Here is a 19,125-nt window from a genome sequence, read left to right on the forward strand (position 1 = left end):
CCGTTCAGCCTTCACTAGAAAGTTCAGAAATATCATCGGCCGCCCCAGGGGCGGTTTCGGGGGCGGCTTCAATCGTGGAGCGCCGGTAGCGGGTAAGCCGCTCCGCTTCCTCCAGAAACCGATCCGACAGTCCTCCGGGTATGAGCGCAGCATGTACCACACTTCCGCGCCCAATGGCCAAGCTCATTTGCGCGATCGTCAGAACATTGACGATGGCAGCCGGTTGGCCACGATCTGCCTGAATAGCCTTGTATTTTCGATCAATTTTCGAGCAGCCGTCGGCGGCAGCATCGGCGCCATGCAGGATGACGCGGACCGGCCCTTTCTCGAGAGCCGCAAAAACCTTTTCGAAACCGGCGACTGCGAGACCGGCCTTATTGGCCAGCGACAGCGTTCCCGCCACGCGCTTAAGGATAAGAGCGTCAACGAGATCTGCAAGATCCTTGGGTGCTTCGGCCTTCGTTTTAAGGCTTTTTGAAAAGGCCTGCGTCGAGATGGCCTTTTCCACCAACTTTCTGTCGCAACCGATCCAGACGCCACGTCCGGGTAACCGCCGGTCGAGATCAGGAACGACAATGCCTTCCGGCGACAAGACAAACCGGATCAGTTCGCTCGAATCACGGCTTTCCCGCGTGACGGCGCACAGGCGCTCGGGACCAACGCCGGAACCCTGTTCCGTGTCGTCCAGCATCGACCGTTGTTGTCGCTTCGCCATCACGCGCGTTTGTCGTCCTTCCGGTCATTCCTATTAGCCTTCGGCGCTGACGCCGGAGGCATCAGCAGCTTCAGCTTCGCCTTCAGCCTCAGCAGGCTGTTCGAGATCTTCGGCCTTGATCCAGCCCGCGTGCACGCGCGCCGCCATGATCATGCTTTCGACGTCGGTCCGCGACAGCTCGAAGCCGTCGAGATAACCCTTGTGGCGAACCGGCTCCGAATCTTTTTCCTTCTTGCGCTCGGTCCAGCCGATCAGTTCGTCGGTCGCGCAGTCGGCAAAGTCTTCGACGGTTCTGACGCCGTTCTCGCCGAGCGCAACCATCATCGCGGTCGTGATGCCCGGAATCTCGGCCATGTCGTCGGCAACGCCCAACTCGCGGCGCTTGGCATCGCGTTCGGCTTCCTGCTGTTCGAGGTATTCGCGGGCGCGGCTCTGGATCTGCTCGGCGGTGTTCTCGTCGAAGCCTTCGATGTGCGCGATTTCCGCGATGTCGACGTAGGCAACTTCTTCGATCGTCGCGAAGCCTTCGGTGACGAGAAGCTGTGCGATGACCTCGTCGACGTCGAGCGAATCCATGAGAAGCTGTGTGCGCTCGGCGAATTCCTTCTGGCGGCGTTCGCTTTCTTCCTGCTCGGTCAGGATGTCGATATCCCAGCCGGTGAGTTGAGAGGCCAGCCGCACGTTCTGGCCGCGACGGCCGATCGCGAGCGAAAGCTGGGCTTCGGGAACGACGACTTCAATGCGATTTGAATCTTCGTCAAGCACGACCTTGGTGACTTCGGCCGGAGCAAGCGCGTTGACGATGAAGCTCGCAGCATCCGGGTTCCACTGGATGATGTCGACCTTCTCGCCCTGCAATTCGTTGACGACAGCCTGGACGCGAGCGCCACGCATACCGACGCAGGCGCCGACCGGATCAATCGAGGAATCCTTGGATATGACGGCGATTTTCGCTCTGGAGCCAGGGTCGCGGGCAACCGATTTGATCTCGACGACGCCGTCGTAGATTTCGGGAACTTCCGAGCGGAACAGCATCGACATGAACTCGGGGCGGGCGCGCGTTAAGAAAATCTGCGGTCCGCGCTGTTCGCGGCGGACTTCGTAGATGTAGGCGCGGATGCGATCGCCGAGGCGGACGTTTTCGCGCGGGATCATCTCATCGCGGCGGATGATGCCCTCGGCGCGGCCCAGATCGACGATGACGTTGCCGTATTCGACGCGCTTCACGGTGCCGTTGATGACGTCGCCGGTGCGGTCCTTAAATTCGGAGAACTGGCGGTCGCGCTCAGCTTCACGCACCTTCTGGACAATAACCTGCTTGGCGTTCTGAGCGGCAACGCGGCCGAATTCGAGAGGCGGCAGCGTTTCGGCGATCATGTCGCCGGCTTTGGCATCGGGGTTGCGCTTCTTGGCGTCTTCGACGGTAATCTGTGTGGCGTCGTTCTCGACTTCATCGACGACGGCGAGCACGCGCGTGAGCTTGGCTTCGCCGGTCTTCGGATCGATTTCGCAGCGGATGTCGTTTTCCGCGCCATAACGCGACTTCGCGGCTTTCTGGATGGCGTCTTCCATCGCCTCGATAACGATCTTTTTGTCGATCGTCTTTTCGCGGGCGACGGCGTCTGCAATTTGCAGAAGCTCAAGGCGGTTGGCACTGATGCCTGCCATGGCCATGGGATCAATCCTCCAGATCGTCTTCGTCGAGTTCGGCGCCGTCGCCGGGCCGGGTTGAATGGCGCTCTTTGGCGCGTTGCAGCGCTTCGCGGATCAATTCGTCGGTTAAAACGAGCTTGGCATCCGAAATGAGATGAACGGGCAGCCCTAAGTGCTGAATGCCCTGTTCGCCGGTATCGGCTTTGATGCGGACCTCACCGTCTTCGAAGCCTTCAAGGATGCCCTTGAAACGCTTGCGGCCGTCAACGGCTTCTTTCAGCTCGATCTTGGCTTCGTGGCCGGACCAGTCTTCAAAGTCGCTCGGGCGGACCAGCGGACGGTCGATGCCGGGCGAGGAGACTTCGAGCCGGTAGGCGCCGGAGATTGGGTCGGCGACGTCGAGGACCGGAGAAACGCCCTTGGAGATCGCCTCGCAATCATCGACCGTGATCGAGCCGTCTGGCCGTTCCGCCATCAACTGCACGATGCGGTCGCGGCCGTCGCCCTGAATTTTCACGCGCACCAAGCGAAAGCCGAGATCGGCAAGCACCGGCTCGACAATGGCAGCAATTTCAGCCGCAATGCCGGTCTCGCGCAAAAAACGCGTCGTATCGGCGTTTTCTGCAGGCGAAGCCTGATCCTGATCGTTGGCAACCGTGTCTTGCAATGGCGTTCCTGAGTTTAAAGTCCGTTCGGAGCGGGCCCTGCGGTCCACTCTCCAATCAGTGCGTCGTGTTATTGGAATAGCAGCTAAATAGGCGACTTTGGCCTTTTGCGCAAGGCTTCGGCGGCGTCAGGCCCGCAGAAATCGGAAATAATAGCGTTTGCGGCCTTCGCGAACGGCCTTTGCTTCGTAACGTGTCTCGGGCCAGTCGGCGGGGCGAATGCGCCAGTCTCCGGGGCTTGCGGCCTGCCAGAGAAAGCGCGGTTCGTGGGCGAAAGCTTCAAGCATCGTGCGGGCATAGTCGCCAATGTCCGTGCCGATGCGCAGCTCAGCGCCGGGGCGCATCACGTTCGCGAGCAGCGCCAGTAACGAAGCATTAACCAAGCGGCGCTTCCGGTGCTTTCGTTTCGGCCAAGGGTCCGGAAACAGGATAAAGGCGCGATCTATGCTGTTTGACTGAGCGGCGCGCAGGATGTCGCGCACGTCGTCCATGTGCAGGCGAATATTTTTCAAATTCTCTTCGGTGACGGCCGTCAGGACTTTGATCATGCCGTCTTCGAATGGTTCGCAGCCGATCAGCGCAACACCCGGATTGTGCCGCGCCTGCCAGAGTAGGTGCTCGCCGCCGCCGAAGCCGATTTCGAGCCATGTTTGCGCGAAGCCTTCGGGCGGGGCTGCAGGATCGAACTCGAGGCGCGGAAGATCATGGAGAAGCAGTGCCGATTGACGCGCGCTCGGTTTGCGGCTGCGGCGCCGTCCAAACGATCTCAGCTCGTGTTCGCCGTCAGACATGATGCGTTACCAGAAGAAAATAGCGGTTTTTGCAGGCTTTTGCGTCGGCATTGGCGATACGCATTCCACGCGCCGATGCGGCGCTAGTTGAAACAAAATCCGGTAAAAGAAAACGGCCGCTTTCGCAGCCGTTTTCCGAAACTCAATTCGTGCGTGCGGCTTTAGCCGACGGCCTTCGCGATCTTATCGGCGAGGTCGGTGCGCTCCCACGAGAAGCCGCCGTCCGCTTCGGCGTGGCGGCCGAAATGACCGTAAGCCGCAGTGCGCGCGTAGATCGGCCTGTTGAGGTCGAGCTGATTGCGGATGCCGCGCGGCGTCAGATCCATGACCTCGCCGAGAGCCTTCTCGATGACGGCTTCATCGACTTTGCCGGTGCCGTAGGTGTCGACGTAGATCGACAAGGGCTTGGCGACGCCGATGGCGTAAGAGAGCTGGATCGTGCAACGATCGGCAATGCCGGACGCCACAACGTTTTTGGCGAGATAGCGGGCTGCGTAAGCTGCTGAGCGGTCAACCTTGGTCGGGTCCTTGCCGGAGAACGCGCCGCCGCCGTGGGGAGCCGCGCCGCCGTAGGTATCGACGATGATCTTGCGGCCGGTGAGACCGGTGTCGCCGTCAGGGCCGCCGATGAAGAACTTACCCGTCGGGTTGATGTGCCAGATGCAGTCTTTGCCGATCCAGCCCTCAGGAAGTGCCTTGCGGACGTAGGGCTCGATGATCTCGCGAACCTGGCGGGAGCTCAGGTCTTCGACGATGTGCTGATGTGAGACGACGATCTGCGTCACGCCGACCGGCTTGCCGTTTTCGTAGCGGACGGTGACCTGGCTCTTGGCGTCGGGGCCGAGCTTTGCGGCGTCGCCGACCTTGCCTTTACGTGCGGCCGCAAGATCGAACAGGATCTTGTGCGCGTAGTAGATCGGCGCCGGCATCAGTTCCGGCGTCTCGTTGCAGGCATAACCGAACATGATGCCCTGGTCGCCCGCACCTTCTTCCTGGTTCGTCGGCTGCTGGGCATCGACGCCGGCTGCGATATCTGCCGACTGCGAGTGCAGCAGAACTTCGATGTTACAGTTGGCCCAGTGGAAGCCGTCCTGCTCGTAGCCGATATCCTTGATCGCGTTGCGGGTCAGGTCTTCGATGGCTGCGACAGTGATGCCCTTGGGGCCGCGCGATTCACCGGCGATCACGACGCGGTTGGTCGTTGCCAGCGTTTCGCAAGCGGCGCGGATCGTCCAGGGATCGAGCCCTTCCTTCGCGCCTTCGCGATAGAACGCATCGACGACCTCATCGGAAATACGATCGCAGACTTTATCGGGATGGCCTTCGGAGACGGATTCGCTTGTGAAAAGGAAGGACTTGCGCGCCACTTTGGCCCCCATGTTTTGAAGATTTGCGGGACGAACGCCGCAACACTGTGCGGATTTCAAACCGACGAAAGGCGCCGGGTTGTCGCAATCTTGTTGCGCCCGGTCAAGCCGAGGTGCGCCGAGAGACGCGAAATGGGCCGCGACCTAGCGCCCTTCCGTTTTATCGGAGGCGAGCCAATCCGTCACAAAACAGCAAGGCTTCAGCTTTCCTCGCCAGCAAGCGCGCGAACGAGTTCGACAATCGAACGGCGAACTTTCGGATCTGTGACACGGGCAAAAGCCTTGTTCAACTCGAGGCCTTCGCGGGTGCCGAGAAAATCGACGACGTAGCTTTCGTCGGGTTGCTCGGCGAAGCCCGGCGTCGCAGCGCCGGCGCTTTGGGCGCCGGAAGGGGCTTCGTCGTAGAAGAATTGAACCGGGACTCCCAAGACCTTGGCGAGGTCGAAGAGGCGGCTGGCGCCGATACGATTGACGCCCTTTTCGTATTTCTGGACCTGCTGGAACGTCAGTCCCAGATGCTCGCCAAGCTTTTCCTGGCTCATGCCGAGAAGCATGCGCCGCAACCTGACGCGTGATCCAACATGGACATCCATGGGGTTAGCGCGGCGAGATCCCTTCGGGGCCTCTTCGCTCGAATCGTCTTCGATAGAGATTTGATCCACCATCACTCGTACAGCCAGCAGTTCCAAAGGCAAAGGCTTTGCACTTCGTAGGTGCACGGGCGCAAGGCGTCAATGACCGAGCGCTTCCGCGACAAGTTGACTTCAAGACTTTGATTAACGGCCTTTTTTCCTGAGCCCGGCAGCCAAGACGGCAAAAAGCGCGAGAATGGCGGCAAGGAGCCAGTCACCGAGGCGCGCATAGGGGGGTAGCGGCACGGCTTTGGGCAGGGTGCTGTCGATCTGGCCACGGACATCGAGGCCAAGGGACGCCAGGACACGGCCGAAGGGATCGACGACGCCCGATATCCCATTATTGGCGGCCCTGACGAGCGGAGCGCCTTCTTCGACGGCTCGGACGCGGGCCTGATGGAAATGCTGATACGGTCCCGTCGTCTCGCCGAACCAGCCGTCGTTGGTCACGTTGATCATGACGCCGGGATGCTCGTGGCCCTGAACGACATTCCCGGGAAAGAGCGCTTCATAGCAAACGAGGCCTAATACCGGGGGCAGGCCGGGAATGTGCATCAGCGGGCGCGGTTCGGGGCCGGTGGCGAAGGAGCCGCGGCCCTGCGTCAGTTTTTCGATGCCGATGGCGGAGAGCGTTTTCTCATAGGGCAGGTACTCGCCGAACGGCACCAAATGGGTTTTGTCGTAGGTCGCAATCGGCTGGGCCTTCTCGTTCAGCACCAGAATGCTGTTGAGCGTGCGCGTCTCAGGCGTGATTGGCGAACCGGGAGGCAGCGTCGGATCGTGACGGAGCGCACCGGTGATCAGCGTCGTGCCGGGAGGCAGGATATTCGCGAGAATGTCGAGCGCGACAGGGGCTTCAAGGGGGAAGAACGGCATCGCCGCTTCGGGCCAAATGACGTGTGTGATGCCCTGAAGCGAATCCATTTTGCCGGAGGGGTTCGTCAGCGACAGCGCGACGTGATCATCGAAGATGCGGCGCTGGTACTCCGCCATCCATTTTTCGCGCTGGGGAACGCTCGGCTGTACGATGCGCATTTTTACATTCGGGACGAACTCTTGCGGCGATTGCAGACGCCAGACACCGTAAGCCCACAGCAGGCCGATCGGCCCGACGGCGAGAAGCAAGGCGGTTGAGACGGTACGCAGGGGCGGGCGTTTGCGCTTGTCGCTCAGGGCGACGAGCGGGGCGGGAAAGACAAACAACGCAATCGCCGTCAATCCATAGGCGCCAAACAGTGCCGCGCCCTGCATCAGCGGCAACGGATAGGTCAGCGCGTAGCCCGGCAGGTCCCAGGGGAAGCCTGTCAGGATATGTCCGCGCAGCCATTCGACGATTGAGAGTGCGATGGCAAAGACGAAAACACGCGAAAGGCCGTCGCTCCAAAACAGTCGCGCCGCTGCACCGCCAATGCCCCAGAACAGCGCAAGCCCGGCAGGCAGGAGCGTAATCGCGAAGGGCAAGAGCCACGCAAACTTATCGGCTTCGACGAGGAACGCTTCTCCAATCCAAAAGAGATTGCAGAAGAAATATCCGAAGCCGAACAGCCAGCCGGCGCCAAAGGCACGTCGCCAATTCGCGCTGCCGTCGATCAGCCAGATGAAGACGGGAAGCGTCAGAAAGAGAATCGGCGTTACGAACATCGGCGCGAACGCCAAGGCCGAAAGGCCGCCTGCCGCTATTGCAAGTAGCACGCGCCGCCAGCCGCGGAGCGCCATGATTTTCTCGCGCATACGCGCGATCAGCGGCGGTTGTTCCGGCGCGATGGCTGGGACAGCGTCCATCACGCCTTCGGCGCTTCGGGCAACGACTTGGTGTTGGTCAGAGGCGGACGCGGCGGATGGATTTTCAGTTTTTTGACGCGACGCGGGTCGGCGTCGAGAACTTCGAACTCGACGCCGGTCGGGTGGCGGATCAGCTCACCGCGCGCCGGCACGCGGCCGAGCATCGAGAAGATGAGGCCGCCAATCGTATCGACGTCGGTTTCTTCGTCGTCCGGCACAAGCTTCACGCCGAGATGCTTCTCGAGCTCTTCGATGGGCGTGCGGGCGACGGCGACGATGCCGAGTTTCGGATCGACGACGATGTTGGTTTCGTCGTCGTCGTCATGTTCATCTTCGATATTGCCGACGACCTGCTCGACTAGGTCCTCAATGGTGACGAGGCCATCGGTGCCACCGTATTCGTCGACGACAAGCGCCATGTGGATGCGTGTCGACTGCATGCGGATGAGAAGATCCACGGCCGGCATCGAGGGCGGCACGTAGAGGATCTGCCGACGGATCTTCACCGTCGTGATCGGCTTGTTGAGGTCGATCGCTCGCAGATCGAACAGGTTCACCGGCGCCGGAGCGTCGGGATCGACTTTGCCGTTTTTTGACGACTGGCCGGTTGCTTCGGCCATCAGCCAGCGCAGCACATCCTTGATGTGGATCATGCCGCGCGGATCGTCGAGCGTTTCGCGGAACAGCGGGATGCGCGAGACACCTGCCTCGTTGAAGGTCTGCAGCAGCTCCGATATCGGCTCGTTCTCATCGAGCGCCGTGATGTCGGCGCGCGGCACCATCAGTGAAGCGACGCGGCTTGAGCCGAACTGGAGCAGCCGCTCCAACATCTTGCGTTCGGCTTCCGTGAAATTGTCGGTGCCGCCGGTCTTCAACGCGCCTTCGAGCGCGTCGCGAACGTTCTGCGGGACCACCAAGCCCAGCTTCGACCGCAGCAGGTGAAGCCAGCCCAGGGAACCGAATGCCCGCGCCTCATCGGCTAAACTATCGGACAGAGGCTTATCTTGTGTGTTGTCAGTCATGGTCATGGGTTGAAACCCGGTCACTCACTTGTACCGGTTTCCAGCTCGCCCGTGTAGGGATTTGCGATGCCTAATTTAGAAAGTATATCTGTTTCAATGGCTTCCATGCGTTCCGCATCTGCCGTGGTTTCGTGATCATAGCCTAAAAGATGCAGCACGCCATGGACGACCAAATGCTGCAGATGATGCGCGATTGGGACGCCTTGCTCGGCGGCTTCTCGCTCGACCGTTTCAAGCCCGAGGATTATGTCGCCAATCTGACCGTCGGGCGCCCCGTCCCCAGCCGGAAAAGATAAGACATTCGTGGGTTTAGGCTTGCCGCGGAAGCGGCCGTTGAGGTCGGTGACGATCGCGTCGGAAGACAGGGCGACGGAAACAAAACCCGGTATTTGTCCCTCGGCTGCCGCAACGGCAGCTTGGGCAGCGGTCTCGATCAAATGATCGAGATCAGAAATCTGCGACCAGTCCCCGTCGTCCTCAACGATTTCGACCTCGAAGACGGGCTTAGCCGCATTTGGTGACGCAGGCATTGGTTCACTTCGGCTTTTCGTAGGCGTCGACGATCTTGGCGACGAGGTCGCGGCGGACGATGTCGCCAGCCATGAAGTTGATGATGGAAATATCGTCAACTCCTGCGAGCAGCTCGACAGCTTCGACGAGGCCGGACTTGGTGCCGAACGGCAGGTCGACCTGGGACGGGTCGCCCGTCACGATCATTTTCGAGCCCTCGCCGATACGGGTCAGGAACATCTTCATCTGCATGCTGGTCGTATTCTGCGCTTCATCGAGGATGACGAAGGCATTCGACAGCGTACGGCCGCGCATGAAGGCGAGAGGCGCCACTTCGATGACGCCGGTTTCGATGTCGCGTTCGACCTTTTCAGGCGGCAGGACGTCGTACAGGGCGTCGTAAAGCGGGCGAAGATAGGGGTCGACCTTGTCGCGCATGTCGCCGGGCAGGAAGCCTAAGCGTTCGCCGGCTTCAACGGCGGGCCGCGATAGGATGATGCGTTCGACGAGGCCGCGCTCAAGGCAATGGGCGGCGAATGCGACGGCGATATAGGTTTTGCCGGTACCGGCGGGGCCGACGCCGAACACGAGATCCTTCTTCTGGATCGCGCGCATGTATTCGCTTTGCGTCGGGGTGCGGGCTTTGACGACCTTGCGGCGCGTCGCGATCTGGGCCTGCCCGTCGGTTTCAGAGCCTTCGGTCCGAGCGTGGCGGATCAGTCCGTCAATATCGCCGGCGCCGACCGTCTCGCCTTTGCGGATGCGGGCGTAGAGGCGTTCCAGAACGTTTCGGGCGATATCACAGGCGGCGGCCGGGCCAGTCAGGATGACGACGTTGCCGTGAGCGTGGGCATCAATGCCTAATCGATCTTCAATAAGGGCCAGGTGGCTATCGTATTCCCCAAGCAGCTGCGTGAGCAGCCGGTTGTCTTCAAAGGGTACAACGACGCGAGCAGTTTCAAGTTCGGCCTTGCCGGCGGGGCTGGGCCGTCTCGATGCTGACGCGGAGGACCCGCGGAATGCTGCCAATCCTGACTCTCCTTTGGTTGCGATTTTTCTACGCGCAGAAGTCAAAATCGAATCGACCGTAGAAGCAACGTTAGCATGCGGAATATGCCTTCGGCACAGCGAGGTGTGGTTAACGCACAACAAGCGCGGTTCACCCCTATCTTCCGATTATGCTGCCGCGATGACACCCGACAGGCTGACGCGGCGAACATCGGTCACGGCCACGTTTGCCGTGGACCCCACGAGGTCGCCCTCGGCGGCCACGTGAACGAGCTGTAGATAGGGTGTCCGGCCGACAAATTCACCCGGCTGGCGGCCACGGCGTTCAAACAGCACCGGAACAATCGTGCCGAGGGCCTGGGCGTTGAAGTCGGCCTGCTGGTCGTCCAGCAACGCCTGAAGGCGCTGGAGACGTTCGGATTTGACCTCTTCGGGGACCTGATCCTCGTGGGTTGAAGCCGGGGTTCCGGGGCGGGGGCTGTATTTGAAAGAAAAGGCCTGAGCAAAACCGACTGCCCTGATGAGCGAAAGGGTGTCCTCGGCATCCTGGTCGGTTTCGCCGGGAAAGCCGACGATGAAATCGCTCGACAGGGCCAGGTCGGGGCGGGCGGAGCGCAGGCGGCCGATGAGGTCCAAATATTCCTCGGCGCGATGCTTGCGGTTCATGGCAGCCAGCATGCGGTCGGAGCCAGACTGCACGGGCAAGTGCAGGAACGGCATCAACTGGGGAACTTCGGCATGGGCGGCGATCAGATCGGCGTCCATGTCGCGCGGGTGGCTTGTGGTGTAGCGGATGCGTTCGATGCCTTCGATATCCGCCAGCCTGCGGATCAATTCGGCGAGGCCGATCGTGCGGCCGCCAGGGCCTTCGCCGTGATAGGCGTTGACGTTCTGGCCAAGCAGCACAAGCTCTTTGGCTCCTGCCGCGATCAGCTCGCGGGCTTCGGCTTCGAGCTTTACGAGAGAGCGCGAAAACTCAGCGCCGCGTGTGTAGGGTACGACGCAGAAGGTGCAGAACTTATCGCAGCCTTCCTGCACGGTCAGAAATGCGGATGGCGACGACACGCGGCGCGGCGCTTTCATGCGCTCGAACTTTTCGTCGCCGGGAAATTCGGTTTCGACGATGTGCTCGCGGGTATTAGCTGTGCGTTCGATCAGTTCGGGCAAACGATGATAGCTTTGCGGACCGATGACGAGATCAACCGCAGGCTGACGGGTTGTGATCTCGCGGCCTTCGGCTTGCGCCACGCAGCCTGCCACGGCGATCACGGTTTCCTTGCCGTCGCGCTTTCGCGCATCCTTCATGTCACGAATGCGGCCGAGATCGGAATAGACTTTCTCAGCGGCTTTCTCGCGGATGTGGCAGGTATTGAGGATGACGAGATCGGCGCTAGCTATGTCGTCCGTTGCGGCATAGCCGTCGCGCGCCAGCGCCTCCGTCATACGCTCGCTGTCGTAGACGTTCATCTGGCAACCGAAGGTCTTCAGAAAATAGCTTTTGGTGTTCGGGCGCTGCACGTCGATAGGCCAATTAAGATTGGGGTTTTGCCTCAGGCTTCCTGAGAGGCAAGCGCATAGCACAGAATAGTCCGGTTATGTCCATTTCTCGCTGCGGGCCGCAGGCAAGCCCAGTTTCTGACGGCGGATTTCCTGGCTCGGCTCGACGGGGATGAGAGCCGGGTCATCGGGGCGGCCGCGCAGAATGCCGAGGACTGCGGAACGGACGGCGCGTTCGGTTTTGAGCGCCAGGTCCTTGCGATCCTTGAATTCCGAAAGCGGGGCGGGTGGGCTGATCTTGATCGTTGCCGTGATCGGCCCGGATTTGAGCACCCCCCAGGCATGCGAGGTCATTTCCATGTCACCGTACCAACCGATGCGCGGGCGGTCGGCGCGGGTCAGGGGGACGCCGCGGAGATGGGTATAGACGACGGCTGCGGTCTGTACGACGACGTCGCCGTTGCCCGTTGCGCCTTGACCTGAGACTGCGCCGAACAGGGATGTCTTGAACGGCAGTACGCGATTGCCGTCGCTCGATGTGCCCTCGGCGAACAGCACGATCGTATCGCCGAGCTTCAGCCTTTTCATGATTTCGGTTGCGGCGTCGCCGGTTGCTTGTCGTCGCGTGCGATCGACGAAGACGGAGCGCTGAAGCCGCGCGAGCGCCGAAACGAACGGCCAGCTTCCGACTTCGAGCTTGGCGACGAACGATACCGGCGCGACGGCAGAGAGCACCGGAATATCGAGCCAGGAGGTGTGATTGCAGACGAGCAGCACCGGCTTGTCGTCAACGACCTGTCCTTCGATTTTCAGTTTGACGCCGAGAATCCGACAGACGTTGCGATGATACCAATTGGGAAAGCGGCGGGCGGCGGCGGGTGAAACCTTAAGCAGCAACGCCTGCACCGGCATCAGCGGCAGCGTGAAGCCGAAGAAGCCTGTCAGAACTGCCGATGCGCGGAGCGATCCCTGTGCCATCTGGCCTAGCCTCTCCGGGCGGACGACTTCTTTTTTCCGAGCGGCACGCCGTAGAGCTCCAGTCGATGGCCGACAAGCTCGAAGCCCAGCTCACGCGCGACGCGCTCCTGTAGCGCCTCTATCGCCGAGTTGGAAAATTCGATCACGCGGCCGGTTTCGATATCGACCAGATGGTCGTGGTGCTCTCTGGGCGCCGGTTCGTAGCGGCCGCGGCCATGACCGAAGTCGTGGCGTTCCAGGATGCCCTTTTCCGAGAAAAGCTTCAGCGTGCGGTAGACCGTCGAAAGCGAAATGCGTGCGTCGACGGCGACGACCCGCCGGTGCACCTCCTCGACGTCGGGATGATCAGTTGCTGCCGATAAGACCTGGGCGATGACGCGCCGCTGGCCGGTCATGCGCAGGCCATACTCCGTGCATCGTTTTTCGATGGATGTCTCGGACTTCGCCGAAGGTGCGGTCATGACGATCAAGCTTTGGCTGAAGACGATTCCTCATCGCCCGAGTATGGCGGCCATATAGGCTGTGGCAAGGCTTCGCGTCTATATCGACGCTAGGCTTTCGCGGCGTCGAGATCGAGAACGAGCGTCAAAGCATCGACGGCTGTGCTGCCGGGGCGTTCGTAATAACGCTTGCGGCGTCCGGCTTCGGTAAAGCCGAGTTTGCGATAAAGCGCGATGCCGCCTTCGTTGTCCTCTGCAACTTCAAGGAAGATGCGTTTGGCGCCGCCACGGCGGGCGGCCCGGCTCAAGCCCTCCAGCAGACCGGTGGCAAGGCCGACCCGCTGCCAATCGGGCGAGACGCCAATGGAAAGGATTTCGGCTTCATCGGCGGCGAGCTGGCCGATGACAAAGGCAATGACGGATTTTTTCTGGCCGCCGGCGACGGCGATCAACGAGGTGGCGGCGGGGTGTTCGAGCAGGCCCTTGATCGCATCGGTGTCCCAGGCCGGATTGAAAAGTTTAGCGTGCAGCGCCGCGATTTCCTCCGCTCGATCCGGCGACGCCCAAAGCATGCTTGCGTGTTTCACGTTCCGAAACGGCGTGACGTTCGTCATGCACCGGCTCCGAGGAACGGGCTTGGGGCAGGCGGCTTGGCATCGGGCGGGCGGAGATAAAGCGGACGGAGGCTATCCGTTACCGGCATCTCGCAGGCCGGAAACAGCAGATCGAGGGCATCGGGCAGCAGGTCCGGCAGGATCGCCGTTGCTTCGATGCCTTCGCGGTTGGCGGCTGCGGCAAGCGCTTCAGCACCGGAACCGGCGACGACGATGGGCGCTGTCCCTAAGGCTTTTACCGCGTCGGTGATTGCAAGGCATTGCGGAGCGGCAAGGCTTTGCAGCGAATGGCGATCGAAAACCTCAATATAAACTTCGTCACGCCGAGCGTCGGTCGCGATAGCGACATAGCGAGTCGGTGCTGCGGGTATTCTCGGACTCATCGCCATAAGCTTGAGGCTCGAAATCGCGACGAATTGAGCGTCCGTCGCGAGAGCAAGCGCGCGCGCTGCAGAAACGCAAATGCGCGTGCCTGTAAATGTGCCCGGTCCAAACGTGACCGCAATGCGGTCGAGCGATTTGAATTTCAGGCATGCTTCGGCCATGACCATTTCGATCATGGGCATCAATCGCTCGGAATGGCCGCGCTGCATACCCTCGAATGCGAACGAAATGCCGGGGGTGAGCGAACGAAGCCCCCGGCCCGCCGCGACGGAGCAGGCATCAAAACAGGTATCGAGCGAAAGAATATTCATTCCGGGCGGCTTTTTATACGATTGATGCCATTTCGTCGAAGCTAAATCGTGGCGAACGTGGATAAACACCCGCCGGGTCGCCATATCCCAGATTACATAGGAAATTCGCCTTTATGTCGGTTCCAGCGAAGAACTCGGCGTCGACGGCGGCATTGTTAAAGCCTGACATTGGCCCGCAATCCAAGCCAAGCGCGCGGGCTGCCAGAATAAAATAGCCGCCTTGCAGGCTGCCATTTCGAAATGCCGTCGTATCGGCGTGCTCTTTTTTGCCGACAAACCAGCTTTTGGCGTCTGCCGGCGGATAGAGGCGCGGCAGATATTCGTAGAATTTCAAGTCGTAGGCGATAATCGCGGTCGCGGGTGCGGCCATTGTTTTATCGACATTTCCAGGGCTGAGGTGCGGTTTTAGACGCTCTTTCGCTTCTGGCGATTTCACGAAAACAATTCGAGCGGGCGAACAGTTGGCGCTCGTCGGACCCCATCTCATATGCTCGACAATCTGCTTCAATAGATCGTCAGGCACGTCGCGCGGCTGCCATTTATTGTTTGTGCGTGCCTTATCAAACAATTGATCGAATGCGGCATGATCGAGTGGTGTGGTCATTTCCATTTCCGTGGTTGTTTTTAGGTCCAGAAACGAAGAACCCCGCCGAGGCGGGGTTCAAAGGAAGAAATTCTCAGTTTAGACCGGTTCTACGGCCTGCACTTCCGGCAAGAAATGCTTCAGGAGATTTTCGATGCCGTGCCGCAGCGTCGCGGTCGAGCTGGGACAGCCCGAGCAGGCGCCGCGCATGTGCAGGTAGACGACACCGTCGCGGAAGCCTGAGAAGGTGATGTCGCCGCCGTCCTGTGCGACAGCGGGGCGCACACGAGTTTCAAGCAGCTCCTTGATCGTGGCGACGATCGATTCGTCCTGCGGATCGTAGTTTTCGGCGCTGCTGTCGTTGGCGTCTTCCTCGTCCGTTGCCGCGGCGCCGGACATGTAGTGTTCCATAATCGCGCCGAGGACCATCGGCTTCAGGTGCTGCCACTCGATGTTGCCTTTGGTCACCGAGATGAAGTCTGAGCCAAGGAACACGCCGTTGACGCCGTCGATCGCGAAAAGCCGGGCCGCAAGCGGTGAGGCTACAGCGTCGCCTTTCGAGCGGAAATCGGCGGTGCCGTCAGCGAGGACGTCACGGCCGGGGATGAACTTCAGCGTTGCCGGGTTTGGCGTCGCTTCGGTCTGAATAAACATGCTGGCCTCACTTCGTGTCCGATGCCGAATGAGCATCGCCCGCCGGCGGGTGATTGGAACGCTTCTAATATAGGTACGCCAAATCGCCGTGTCGAGGTTATCGCCCGGCTCGGATTTGTGGCCAATTTAGGCCAATGCCTTGATTTCCGCGAGTGAAAGTTGGCCCGGCACGACCGTTACGGGAACCGCAAATCCGCCGCCCGCACGGCCTGCCGCCAGGGATGCGACAAGGGGTCCGGGGCCTTTAGCGTCGATAGACGCGCCGAGCACCAGGATCGCGATGTCTTCGTCTTCGGCGATGAGCTTGTTGACCTCTTCGGGCGTGCGGCCTTCGCGGATCACATCTTCGGTTTCGACAGCCTCGAAACCGGCGTGGGCGAGTTTGCGGCGGAAGAGGCGGAACAGGGCCTTGGCTTTCGTCGTCTCTTCGTCGATCTGCATCTGACGGACGCCCGCCCAGTTCTGCAGCTCGCTCGGCTCGATGACGTAGAGCATGATGATCATGCCCGAAGAGCGCTGGACGCGGCTCGCAGCGTAATAGAGCGCGCTTTCGACTTCCTGGCTCTCGTCGACGACGATCAGGAACTTGCGGCGATGGCCTTCTTCGAATGAGCGACGCGGTTTCATGGTCCGGATGCTGCCACTCCCGCCCTGCGGCCGCAATGGCGGCAAGTGCTGCCGCCATATGCAACTTCAGGGAACGTGTGGGTAAGCGATCAGCTGCGGATGAAGCCGACGATATCCTTGACCTTGTCCATGATCGGCGACGCGATTTCGCGGGCGCGCGCCGAGCCGTTACCCAGGACGCGGTCGATCTCGGCAGGATCGGCTGACAGCCGCTTGATCTCGATAGCAATGGGTTCGATGCGGGCGACGAGCACGTCCGCCAGGACCTTCTTGAACGACGAGAACTGCTGACCGCCGAACTCGGCGAGAACGGCATCAACGGGCTTATCGACAAGCGTCGCGTAGATGCCGATCAGGTTTTCGGCTTCCGGGCGGCCTGCGAAACCTGTCTCGTCGCTTGGCAGCGGTTCGGGATCGGTTTTGGCTTTCTGGACCTTTTTCGCGATCGTATCGGCGTCATCCGTTATGTTGATGCGCGAGAGGTCGGATGGGTCGGACTTCGACATTTTTTTCGTGCCGTCGCGCAGGCTCATGACGCGCGTCGACGACCCGGTGATGACGGGCTCCGGCTGGGGGAAGAAAATGCCGTCGGCGAAGCCGTTCTCGATGATCGAAGCCGAATAGTCGTTGTTGAACTTTTGTGCGATATCGCGAGCGAGTTCCAAATGCTGCTTCTGGTCTTCGCCGACGGGAACGTGCGTCGCCCGATAGGCGAGAATATCGGCGGCCATCAGGTTGGGATAGGCATACAGGCCGACGGAGGCCTGCTCGCGATCCTTGCCGGCCTTCTCCTTGAACTGCGTCATGCGGTTGAGCCAACCCAAGCGGGCGACGCAATTGAAGATCCAGGCGAGTTCGGCGTGGGCGGAGACCTGCGACTGGTTGAAGAGGATGCTCTTCTTCGGATCGAGACCGGCGGCGATGTAGGCGGCCGTGACCTGACGGATGGCGGTGCGAAGCTCGGCCGGGTCCTGCGCTACTGTGATCGCGTGCAGATCGACGACGCAATAGATGCACTCGTGCGTGTCCTGCATTTTGATCCAGTTGACCATCGCGCCGAGATAGTTGCCGAGATGCAGGCTGCCTGTCGGCTGCATGCCCGAGAAGACGCGCGGCGTGATTTTCATGGGATCCGTACCGGTGTTGAAATGATTTGGCGGCCTTATCGCGTGCATGCGGCCGCCGCGCAAGTCTTGCTCATTGTCTAACGTTGTTGCCTAACGTTGCTTGCGCGCCAGACGGCCGAGCTGGCCGAGCGTCATGACGCCGGTTGCCAAGATGATTAGGGCGTAAATGATCAGGCCGGCGCCGATCTCGATCCCGAGAATCGAGGCTTTTACCAAAAACCCTGTATCGTGCCCGTAATGGGGCGACAGCCAGTGGCTGATGGCGAGGAGGGCCGCGACCATGACCGCGCTGGCCAACAGGATCAGGGGGATGTTGCGCTTGATGCGGCTGTCGGCGACGAAATCGCTGTGGCGGCTCAGTGTGGCCCACAGCAGATAGGCGTTGAGCCAGCCACCTATTGCCGTTGCAATGGCGATGCCGAGCTGCGGCAGCATGCCGAGATGGCGGAACAGGAAAAACAGTCCGATCGAGCCGATAGTATTTGCCGTGAGACTGATCACGGCGTAGCGCATCGGCGTCTTGGTGTCTTCGCGAGCGTAATAGGCCGGTGAAAAAACTTTGATCATCACGAATGCGGGCAGGCCGAGCGCAAACATCGCCAGCACAGACGCCGTGACGTGGGTATCTTTCGGGCCGAAAGCGCCGCGCTCGAACAGTACACGGACGATGTCGGTCGGGATCGCGGCGAGCGCAAATGCTGCGGGGACCGTCAGCAGCAGTGCGAATTCGAGCGAGCGGTTTTGGCTGTCCATTACGGCCGCCGTGTTGCCGGCTCTGAGCTGGCGCGCGACGTCGGGCAGCAGCACGATGCCGACCGCAATGCCGACAATTGCGAGCGGCAATTCATAGATGCGATCGGCGTAATAGAGGTGGGAGACGGCGCCCGGCTGAAGCGACGCGATGACCGTTCCGATGGCGATGTTGAGCTGGGTTACGCCGCCGGAAATGACGCCTGGGATGCCGAGCCGGACAAGGTGGCGAACGTCGTTTGTCAGTCGCGGCCGGCGGATGCCGAGACGCATGCCAGCCCGGTGCATGCCCCATATCAGCACGGCGAGCTGCAGGAAACCGGCGACGAAGACGGCCCAAGCCTGGATGACGCCGGCTTCCGGTTCGGCCTTGTAGCCCATCCACATCGAGATCAGCGTCGCGACCATCATCACGCCGTTGAGCACGATTGAGACGGATGCGCTTTCGACGAAGCGGCCGACCGAGTTCAATGCGCCCGACATCAGCGCGACGAGCGACATGCAGAGAAGGTACGGCATCGTGATGCGGGTCAGCAGCACGGAGAGATCGAATTTCTCTGGCCGGGCGTCGAAGCCGGGCGCCAACCCGTACATCAGAAACGGCATCGCAATTTCAGCGACAATGGTGACGATCAGCAGCACGAAAAGGAGGCCCGCCATCGCGTCTTCGGCGAAGCGTCGGGCAGCTTCGGGGCCGTCGCCTTCGAGTTTTTTGGCGAAGATCGGCACGAACGCCGAATTGAATGCGCCCTCGCCGAAGAGGCGGCGAAAGAGATTGGGGAAGCGAAAGGCGACGACGAAGGCGTCCGCGACCCAGCCCGATCCAAGTGTGGCGGCGATCAGGATATCGCGCATGAAGCCAAAAACGCGGCTTAGCAGCGTCAAGCCGCCGACGGTGGCAAACGATTTATAAAGATTCATCGAAAAGGTTCGCGTTGTGCCACAAAGCAGATTTGCCCTCTTAAACCGGCTTCAGGCCGTAGACATCCGGCAATTTGATGGCCCGGCGGCTGCC

General features: G+C 60.8%; 20 protein-coding genes. All 20 read right to left on the reverse strand.

Annotated elements, in window-relative coordinates:
* Positions 1-4 precede the first annotated feature (4 nt).
* Positions 5-715 carry an RNA-binding protein gene (locus RLW41_RS10180; protein ID WP_409561655.1) on the reverse strand — a complete coding sequence of 237 codons (711 nt, stop codon included), beginning with the start codon at positions 713-715 and terminating at the stop codon, positions 5-7.
* A 33-nt stretch (positions 716-748) separates the two neighbouring features.
* Positions 749-2,389, reverse strand: a complete 1,641-nt coding sequence (gene nusA, locus RLW41_RS10185) for a transcription termination factor NusA (protein WP_414464434.1) — start codon at positions 2,387-2,389, stop codon at positions 749-751.
* A 4-nt stretch (positions 2,390-2,393) separates the two neighbouring features.
* On the reverse strand, positions 2,394-3,035 hold the full coding sequence (gene rimP, locus RLW41_RS10190; RefSeq protein WP_013950365.1) for a ribosome maturation factor RimP: 642 nt from the start codon (positions 3,033-3,035) through the stop codon (positions 2,394-2,396).
* Positions 3,036-3,161: 126 nt separating this feature from the next.
* The gene (trmB, locus tag RLW41_RS10195) at positions 3,162-3,824 is read right to left on the reverse strand and encodes a tRNA (guanine(46)-N(7))-methyltransferase TrmB (RefSeq protein WP_414464435.1); all 663 of its coding nucleotides are present in this window, start codon (positions 3,822-3,824) and stop codon (positions 3,162-3,164) included.
* A gap of 161 nt (positions 3,825-3,985) precedes the next feature.
* Positions 3,986-5,191 (reverse strand): methionine adenosyltransferase, encoded by a 1,206-nt coding sequence (gene metK, locus RLW41_RS10200; protein ID WP_013950367.1) that lies wholly within the window; start codon positions 5,189-5,191, stop codon positions 3,986-3,988.
* 200 nt (positions 5,192-5,391) lie between these two features.
* Positions 5,392-5,856, reverse strand: coding sequence for a helix-turn-helix domain-containing protein (locus RLW41_RS10205; protein ID WP_024275043.1), 465 nt, complete (start codon positions 5,854-5,856; stop codon positions 5,392-5,394).
* Between the two features lie 111 nt (positions 5,857-5,967).
* On the reverse strand, positions 5,968-7,605 hold the full coding sequence (lnt, locus tag RLW41_RS10210; RefSeq protein WP_409561659.1) for an apolipoprotein N-acyltransferase: 1,638 nt from the start codon (positions 7,603-7,605) through the stop codon (positions 5,968-5,970).
* Positions 7,605-8,633, reverse strand: coding sequence for a hemolysin family protein (locus RLW41_RS10215; RefSeq protein ID WP_414464436.1), 1,029 nt, complete (start codon positions 8,631-8,633; stop codon positions 7,605-7,607). The genes lnt and RLW41_RS10215 overlap by 1 nt, the downstream gene beginning before the upstream one ends.
* A gap of 14 nt (positions 8,634-8,647) precedes the next feature.
* Entirely contained in the window at positions 8,648-9,157 is a 510-nt protein-coding gene (gene ybeY, locus RLW41_RS10220; RefSeq protein ID WP_414464437.1) for an rRNA maturation RNase YbeY, read from the reverse strand.
* A 4-nt stretch (positions 9,158-9,161) separates the two neighbouring features.
* The gene (locus RLW41_RS10225; protein ID WP_013950372.1) at positions 9,162-10,166 is read right to left on the reverse strand and encodes a PhoH family protein; all 1,005 of its coding nucleotides are present in this window, start codon (positions 10,164-10,166) and stop codon (positions 9,162-9,164) included.
* A 147-nt stretch (positions 10,167-10,313) separates the two neighbouring features.
* Positions 10,314-11,663, reverse strand: coding sequence for a tRNA (N6-isopentenyl adenosine(37)-C2)-methylthiotransferase MiaB (gene miaB, locus RLW41_RS10230; protein ID WP_414464438.1), 1,350 nt, complete (start codon positions 11,661-11,663; stop codon positions 10,314-10,316).
* Between the two features lie 75 nt (positions 11,664-11,738).
* A complete protein-coding gene (locus RLW41_RS10235) occupies positions 11,739-12,620 on the reverse strand; it encodes a lysophospholipid acyltransferase family protein (RefSeq protein WP_414464439.1) in 882 nt (293 codons plus the stop codon).
* 5 nt (positions 12,621-12,625) lie between these two features.
* Positions 12,626-13,081, reverse strand: coding sequence for a Fur family transcriptional regulator (locus RLW41_RS10240; protein ID WP_024275044.1), 456 nt, complete (start codon positions 13,079-13,081; stop codon positions 12,626-12,628).
* Between the two features lie 89 nt (positions 13,082-13,170).
* Positions 13,171-13,674, reverse strand: a complete 504-nt coding sequence (gene rimI / locus RLW41_RS10245) for a ribosomal protein S18-alanine N-acetyltransferase (protein ID WP_409561664.1) — start codon at positions 13,672-13,674, stop codon at positions 13,171-13,173.
* Positions 13,671-14,369, reverse strand: a complete 699-nt coding sequence (gene tsaB / locus RLW41_RS10250) for a tRNA (adenosine(37)-N6)-threonylcarbamoyltransferase complex dimerization subunit type 1 TsaB (RefSeq protein WP_409561665.1) — start codon at positions 14,367-14,369, stop codon at positions 13,671-13,673. The genes rimI and tsaB overlap by 4 nt, the downstream gene beginning before the upstream one ends.
* 13 nt (positions 14,370-14,382) lie before the next feature.
* Entirely contained in the window at positions 14,383-14,973 is a 591-nt protein-coding gene (locus RLW41_RS10255) for a malonic semialdehyde reductase (protein WP_409561666.1), read from the reverse strand.
* Positions 14,974-15,051: 78 nt separating this feature from the next.
* The gene (locus RLW41_RS10260; RefSeq protein WP_409561667.1) at positions 15,052-15,606 is read right to left on the reverse strand and encodes a NifU family protein; all 555 of its coding nucleotides are present in this window, start codon (positions 15,604-15,606) and stop codon (positions 15,052-15,054) included.
* Positions 15,607-15,732: 126 nt separating this feature from the next.
* Positions 15,733-16,233: a universal stress protein gene (locus RLW41_RS10265; protein WP_409561668.1), complete on the reverse strand. Its 501-nt coding sequence runs from the start codon at positions 16,231-16,233 to the stop codon at positions 15,733-15,735.
* Between the two features lie 89 nt (positions 16,234-16,322).
* Entirely contained in the window at positions 16,323-17,360 is a 1,038-nt protein-coding gene (gene trpS, locus RLW41_RS10270; protein WP_409561669.1) for a tryptophan--tRNA ligase, read from the reverse strand.
* 90 nt (positions 17,361-17,450) lie between these two features.
* Positions 17,451-19,031, reverse strand: a complete 1,581-nt coding sequence (gene murJ, locus RLW41_RS10275; protein ID WP_414464440.1) for a murein biosynthesis integral membrane protein MurJ — start codon at positions 19,029-19,031, stop codon at positions 17,451-17,453.
* Positions 19,032-19,125: the final 94 nt, after the last annotated feature.

The sequence above is a fragment of the Hyphomicrobium sp. DY-1 genome (genome assembly GCF_047497105.1).
Classification (GTDB): Bacteria; Pseudomonadota; Alphaproteobacteria; order Rhizobiales; family Hyphomicrobiaceae; genus Hyphomicrobium_B.

Bases quoted from the DNA above. Each gene is read 5' to 3' on its own strand.
- RLW41_RS10180 (WP_409561655.1), bottom strand. From the start codon at position 715: ATGGCGAAGCGACAACAACGGTCGATGCTGGACGACACGGAACAGGGT.
- RLW41_RS10235 (WP_414464439.1), bottom strand. From the start codon at position 12,620: ATGGCACAGGGATCGCTCCGCGCATCGGCAGTTCTGACAGGCTTCTTC.
- lnt (WP_409561659.1), bottom strand. From the start codon at position 7,605: ATGGACGCTGTCCCAGCCATCGCGCCGGAACAACCGCCGCTGATCGCG.
- RLW41_RS10265 (WP_409561668.1), bottom strand. From the start codon at position 16,233: ATGAAACCGCGTCGCTCATTCGAAGAAGGCCATCGCCGCAAGTTCCTG.
- nusA (WP_414464434.1), bottom strand. From the start codon at position 2,389: ATGGCCATGGCAGGCATCAGTGCCAACCGCCTTGAGCTTCTGCAAATT.
- RLW41_RS10255 (WP_409561666.1), bottom strand. From the start codon at position 14,973: ATGACCACACCACTCGATCATGCCGCATTCGATCAATTGTTTGATAAG.
- RLW41_RS10215 (WP_414464436.1), bottom strand. From the start codon at position 8,633: ATGACCATGACTGACAACACACAAGATAAGCCTCTGTCCGATAGTTTA.
- RLW41_RS10240 (WP_024275044.1), bottom strand. From the start codon at position 13,081: ATGACCGCACCTTCGGCGAAGTCCGAGACATCCATCGAAAAACGATGC.
- trpS (WP_409561669.1), bottom strand. From the start codon at position 17,360: ATGAAAATCACGCCGCGCGTCTTCTCGGGCATGCAGCCGACAGGCAGC.
- ybeY (WP_414464437.1), bottom strand. From the start codon at position 9,157: ATGCCTGCGTCACCAAATGCGGCTAAGCCCGTCTTCGAGGTCGAAATC.
- tsaB (WP_409561665.1), bottom strand. From the start codon at position 14,369: ATGAATATTCTTTCGCTCGATACCTGTTTTGATGCCTGCTCCGTCGCG.
- rimI (WP_409561664.1), bottom strand. From the start codon at position 13,674: ATGACGAACGTCACGCCGTTTCGGAACGTGAAACACGCAAGCATGCTT.
- RLW41_RS10260 (WP_409561667.1), bottom strand. From the start codon at position 15,606: ATGTTTATTCAGACCGAAGCGACGCCAAACCCGGCAACGCTGAAGTTC.
- RLW41_RS10205 (WP_024275043.1), bottom strand. From the start codon at position 5,856: ATGGTGGATCAAATCTCTATCGAAGACGATTCGAGCGAAGAGGCCCCG.
- trmB (WP_414464435.1), bottom strand. From the start codon at position 3,824: ATGTCTGACGGCGAACACGAGCTGAGATCGTTTGGACGGCGCCGCAGC.
- murJ (WP_414464440.1), bottom strand. From the start codon at position 19,031: ATGAATCTTTATAAATCGTTTGCCACCGTCGGCGGCTTGACGCTGCTA.